The organism is Chloroflexus sp., from assembly GCF_034435895.1.
Taxonomy (GTDB): Bacteria; Chloroflexota; Chloroflexia; order Chloroflexales; family Chloroflexaceae; genus Chloroflexus.
Genome location: NZ_DAOTWH010000064.1, coordinates 1 through 5,778, shown reverse-complemented (window position 1 = coordinate 5,778; position 5,778 = coordinate 1). Strand labels below are relative to the sequence as shown.

General features: G+C 58.6%; 5 protein-coding genes and 1 tRNA gene. 4 read left to right on the top strand and 2 right to left on the bottom strand.

What is annotated here, in order from left to right; all coding sequences use genetic code 11:
* Positions 1-338: 338 nt before the first annotated feature.
* Positions 339-414, bottom strand: a tRNA-Gly gene (locus tag U9R81_RS04080).
* Between the two features lie 82 nt (positions 415-496).
* The gene (locus U9R81_RS04075) at positions 497-967 is read right to left on the bottom strand and encodes a DoxX family membrane protein (RefSeq protein WP_322494245.1); all 471 of its coding nucleotides are present in this window, start codon (positions 965-967) and stop codon (positions 497-499) included.
* Between the two features lie 288 nt (positions 968-1,255).
* On the opposite strand from U9R81_RS04075, the gene U9R81_RS04070 reads away from it, so the two are divergent.
* The 4 genes from U9R81_RS04070 to secF all read left to right on the top strand — a co-directional run bounded on the left by U9R81_RS04070 (position 1,256) and on the right by secF (position 5,406).
* Entirely contained in the window at positions 1,256-2,035 is a 780-nt protein-coding gene (locus U9R81_RS04070; protein WP_322494244.1) for a YceI family protein, read from the top strand.
* A 66-nt stretch (positions 2,036-2,101) separates the two neighbouring features.
* Positions 2,102-2,800, top strand: a complete 699-nt coding sequence (locus tag U9R81_RS04065; protein WP_322494243.1) for a DsbA family protein — start codon at positions 2,102-2,104, stop codon at positions 2,798-2,800.
* Positions 2,801-2,956: 156 nt separating this feature from the next.
* Entirely contained in the window at positions 2,957-4,345 is a 1,389-nt protein-coding gene (gene secD, locus U9R81_RS04060) for a protein translocase subunit SecD (protein WP_322494242.1), read from the top strand.
* Between the two features lie 59 nt (positions 4,346-4,404).
* The gene (gene secF / locus U9R81_RS04055; RefSeq protein ID WP_322494241.1) at positions 4,405-5,406 is read left to right on the top strand and encodes a protein translocase subunit SecF; all 1,002 of its coding nucleotides are present in this window, start codon (positions 4,405-4,407) and stop codon (positions 5,404-5,406) included.
* Positions 5,407-5,778: the final 372 nt, after the last annotated feature.

The following is a 5,778-nucleotide window of genomic DNA, read 5'->3' as shown; positions in this document are numbered from 1 at the left end:
CCGCTCCCGCTGACGCGGGAGCGGGGTTGGGGGAGGGGCTAGGGGTGGGGGCAAGAAGTGCCTCCCGCTGTATCGCCCGGCCCTTCAGGGCCGGGCGACGGTTACGAAGCCCGCTGAGCGACGGAATCTCGCTGAAGTGGGAGATTGCTTCGCCGCCTCCGGCGGCTCGCAATGACAATAGGGGTGCGGCGCTTCCAAAATTGCGTTCTCGGCACCCTTCGCGTCTTTGCGTTTGAAACCTTTGCGCCCTCTGCGGAGCCGGACAGCCGTCCGGCTCTACTGCGCCTCTTCATTCCAACAATAAACCCTCGCCGGCATCATGGTCGGCGAGGGTAGAATGGAGCGGGCGACCGGACTCGAACCGGCGACATTCTGCTTGGAAGGCAGATGCTCTACCGACTGAGCTACGCCCGCACCGCCTTTACTGTAGCATATTCCTCATTCACCTGCAAGTAGCCGCGCCCTGCCGGGTGTGCTAGGGCCGGCAGGGCATCGCCTACCACCGCTCGCCCACGCTAAGCTGCTCGAAGGCGGTTTCGTTCCACGCCAGCCGGCCCTCTTCCTTGTCCAGCATCAACAAAATAGCGGTGATCAGATACGGCGGCATACTGGCGTTGAAGTACGACCCTGCGCTAATGTTGGCCAGCAAAAACAGCGCCAGCGCCGCGCTTGGCCGCACTCCCTTGCCGGTCAACATACTGATCGCCACAATCACCTGCCCGATCGTCAAGATCCACGCAATCGGGCGATACAGCGGAATGGCGAAATGGCGCAAGTATGCTGCGCTAAAGCTGTTTTGGGCGATTTCCGACAGGCGCTGCTCGAAGTGCTGGCGCATTACTGGCGTGGTAAGCCAACCCCGCGTAATCTTGTGGTACGCGCCATAGGCAAACGTCGCGCCAAACGCATAGCGCAACAGCACAAGCCCAACTCGCGCCGCTTTCCACAATGTGCTCGACCGATCCATTAGAAGCCTCCTAGGCATAGCAGTTGGTACAGAGATACACATGCGCAACAGTATCGCGAAGCAGGCCGCATTTCTGCTGGTGCGCATGGGCTGTCCTACCATTCACGACCCTACTCCCCACCCTTCTATTCCCTATCTTCCTCAAGTATAGCACTTTTTTGCAAAAATTGTGTTTATATGTCATAGCAAAAAGCTAAATGTTTGATGAGAAAACGGTATTTCAGGCCGCCGATCCGGTATCATGTTTGATGGTATGACGCACAGATGCTGTACTACGAGGAAGATGCGATGATGAACATCCGACGAGTGGTGGTCGTGGTAGGGGTCGTGGTCGTGATTGGGCTAGGCCTGCTCGCCTTTTACGTCTTCCGCCCGCCCGAAGCGGCCAGCGGCCCGCTGGAAGCAGTGCCATTGGCATTGCCTACAACCGCGCCTCTTGCCCAACCAACGGCTGCGCCGGCGGCACCGGCAGCCACTGCCGTTGCTGAAGCGACTACGATGCCGGCATCGCCTACCACCGCAACCGAGCCGATCCTGCAACTCTTCGCCATTGACCAAAGCCGTTCAGAAGCTCGTTTCTTGATCGATGAGGTGTTGCGCGGCCAACCTGTGACTGTCGTTGGCGTGACCAATCAGGTGGCCGGCCAGATTGCGCTCGACCCAAATGTACCTACGGCGCAAGTGGGTGTGATCCAGATTAATGCCCGCACCTTCGCCACCGACAACGAGTTTCGCAATCGCGCGATCAAAAACGCCATCTTGCGCACCAATCAATTCGAGCTGATTACCTTCACCCCGCGCGTAATCACTGGTTTGCCAGCACAGGTCACGATTGGCGTACCCTTTGAGTTCACTATCGAAGGCGACCTCACCATTACCGACGTCACCCGCCCGGTGACGTTTACTGTCACGGTGACGCCGGTGAGCCAGACCGAGATCAGCGGGATAGCGAAGACCACCGTGCTCTACCGCGATTTTAACCTGATTATTCCCGACTCGCCATCGGTTGACACGGTGGCTGATGAGGTGCGGCTTGAACTCGAGTTTGTGGCGACCCTCGTGGGCTAATTGACGGGGGATCGGGCAATGGCTATAATGGCGCGAGTTTTGGCAGCGTAAGGTCAGGAGATAGCAATGAGTGTGCAGAGCACCCGTGGCCGCCGGGTCAAGGCAGCCAAACAGAACAATTTACTCTATTTGTACATTGCGGTCGGCGTGGTGGCAGTCTTGGCCCTCACTGCGCTGATCGTCTTCCTTACCCGCAATCAGGGCGAAGTCAAAACGCCAACTGCGCCGGTTGGGCGCACGGCTGAAGGGTTCTATTACAAGGGCAACCCCGACGCACCGGTAAAGGTGATCGCGTTTGAAGACTACCAGTGCCCCGGCTGCGCGTTCTTCACCCGCAGCCTTGAGCCAATCCTTGAGCGCGATTACATTAATACCGGCAAGGTGCAGTTTATCTACCACGAACTGCCGCTGACCAATATTCACCCGAATGCGCTGCCGGCTGCCGAAGCCGCCCGCTGCGCCGGCGATCAAGGCAAGTTCTGGGAGATGCATAGCCAAATCTTCGCCAATCAGAGCATTTGGGCCCAACTCAGTTCGCCGCTGAATACCTTTAGTGGCTATGCTGGTATCGTGGGCATCGACCGCGCCAAGTTCGATGCGTGCATGCAGGCTGGCACTCACCGTGAAGCGATCTTAGCCGCAGCGCAATCGGCTGCCGAGCTCGGCGTGCAGGTCACGCCATCGTTTAGCGTTAACGGCCAGATTGTCGATTCAAACCGGCTGTTCACAGCGATTGATGCCGCGCTGCGCGCCGCTGGCCGCTGATGGCTGTCGCCAGTAACGCAAAGATGCGCAAGCGTTCAAATCTTTTGCGCTTTTTGCCTCTTTTTGGGGCTATTCCCGCGACGGCGGCCTTGACGCGCCGCCGTCGCCGGCCTATAATGGGCCGGCTTTTCGACATGAGTGAGGAGCAGGGCAACCGTGCAAAACCGTAATCTTTCAGCGCTGATATTGATTATTGTTGTGACTGGGCTGGCGCTGGCCATTAATTTTACCCCTAATAACAATTTCTTGGGTCGCGATGTGAATGTGCGCCTTGGCCTTGACTTGCAAGGCGGCATTCAGGTCTTGTTGCGCTCGGCTGATCCCAATGCCACCCCCGAACAGATTGCCACCGCCGCTGGGGTGATCGAGCAGCGGGTCAATGCGCTTGGCGTCGGTGAGACGGTAGTGCAGCGGGCCGGCAATGATCGCATCATCGTCGAGTTGCCCGGCATTGCTAACCCCGAACAGGCGATTGAGACGTTGCGCGGCACTGGCCGGCTTGAGTTTATCGATTCGCAGGGCCAATATTTGGCCGATGGCGCGATTGTGCGCACCTCAAGCAGCCCTAACCCGCCGCAACTGCTCGAAAGCGGAACTATTACCGATGGCAATAGCCTCGGCCCGATCTATCAGAGCATCACCGACGGCGCCGATCTCGACACCAGCGCTGTGCAGCCGACCTTCTCGCAGGGCGGCACGCTCGGCAGCCGTCCGGCGGTTTCGTTCACCTTCCGCGGTGAGTCGGCTCGCCGTTTGGCCGCGTTTACCGCTGCTAACATTGGCAAGCCGATGTGTATTGTGCTCGATAATGTGGTGGTGAGCTGCCCAGTGATCAATGCCGCGCTTACCGATGGCTCCGGCGTAATTGAAGTAACGACCGAGGCTGAACGCAATCAGATCTTTAACAAGTTGAAGTATGGTGCATTACCAGTGCCGTTGGTGATTGAGACGAGCCGTACCGTGACTGCGACCCTCGGCCAAGAGAGCGTATCTGCGAGCATTATCGCCGGCGTTATTGGCCTGTCGGTGGTCGCAATCTTTATGATCCTCTTCTACCGCGGCCCCGGTCTGATCGCGACGATCGCGCTCTTGATCTACACCGCCATCAGCTTCGCCATCTACCGCCTGATCCCGGTGACACTGACTCTGCCGGGTATTGCCGGCTTTATCCTCTCGATCGGGTTGGCGGTCGATGCAAACGTGCTGATCTTTGCCCGCTTGCGCGAAGAATACCGCCGGGGCCGTGATATTCGCAATGCGCTGGAGTTGGGATTTGTCGAGTCGTGGCCGGCGATCCGTGATTCGAGCGTGTCTACCCTGATTACCAGCATTGTGCTGTTTATGTTCGGCAACAGTTTCGGCGTCAGCTTGATCAAAGGGTTTGCGCTCACGCTTGGTCTCGGCATTGTGATCAGTCTTTTTACTGCCGTAATTGTGACCCGCACCTTCTTGCGCGTTGTATTGCCGCTGTTTAGCGATGAACGGGCATGGTGGTTCGGCGTCGATCGCCGCGAGACTGCGCCGGCGGCGACAGCGGCTTCCTAGCGGGTGAGTAGGCGCAAGCGTGCAACGAATCGTACCCGTGACACTGGAGTAACGTCATTATGGAACATCTCGTCCGCCGTCGCTATTGGTGGTTTGCTTTGTCACTCTTGGTTATTCTGCCCGGTCTGTATATGCTGTTACTGCACCCGCTCATTACCACCGGGCGGTTTGCAATTGGGCTGCGACCGAGCATTGATTTCGCCGGCGGCGCGTTGTGGGAGTTGCGCTTTCCTGATACCACGCCAGAGTCATTGACGACCGACCGCATCGCGCAGACGTTCGCCGCTGGCGGGTTTGAGGGCGCACAGGTGCAACTGAGCCCAACCACTGTTGATGGCCGACCCGTGGCGGCGGCGATCGTGCGCACCCGCCCGCTCAGCGAGTCGGATCCGAATAGCGAGATCGAGGCGGTGATGAAGGCTTTGACTGGCGCCTTCGGCACAGTGACCCGCGAACGGCTTGAGAGCGTCGGCCCCACCGTCAGCGCCGAATCGACCCGCAGCGCCGTGATCGCGGTGCTCGGCGCGTCGCTGGTGATCCTGCTCTATCTGACGTGGGCCTTCCGCAAAGCGCCGCATCCGGTACGCTACGGTATCTGCGCGCTGATCTCGATGCTGCACGATGTGCTGGTGGTGCTCGGTATCGCCGCTATTCTCGGCGTCGTGATCGGGCTTGAGGTTGATGCCCTCTTCCTGACTGCGCTACTCACGACGCTGAGCTTCTCGGTTCACGATACGATTGTGGTCTTTGACCGCATCCGCGAGAATCTGATCAACCGCCATCCCGCCGAGACGTTCGATGATATTGTCAATCATAGCCTCGTGCAGACGCTGCCGCGGTCGATCAATACCCAGTTGACGACCTTCTTTACCCTCACGGCCCTGCTGCTGTTCGGCGGTGATACCATCCGCAATTTTGTGCTGATGTTACTGATCGGTCTGATCAGCGGCACCTATTCGTCGATCTTCAACGCTGCCCAGTTGCTGGTGGTGTGGGAGCATCGCGAGTGGCGGAATTGGTTTGGCCGTGGCCGCCATGGTGAAGCTGCCCAAGCGGTGTAACGCAAAGGCGCCTGTAGAGCCGGACGGCTGACCGGCGCCGCAACGACGCAGAGGGCGCAAAGATCGCAAAGGGTGGATGATGGATGGTGGTACAAGCACGTTTGGGTTCCACCTATAAAATACTTTGCGTTCTCTGCGTCCTTCGCGTCTTTGGGTGAAACAGCTCCACGTTCTTTGCGCTCTCTGCCCCACTTCGCGCAACCTTTGCCGATCTGGCGCGGTTTCTTATATAGAAACCGTTGTTGAGAGCGCAATGACGTATGCACGACATCACCCGCTACTACCTTGGTTTTAACCTCGTGCCCGGCATCGGCCCGCTCCGGCTCGCGCGCCTGATCGAGCAGTGCGGCTCGGTGGCAGCAGCGTGGTATG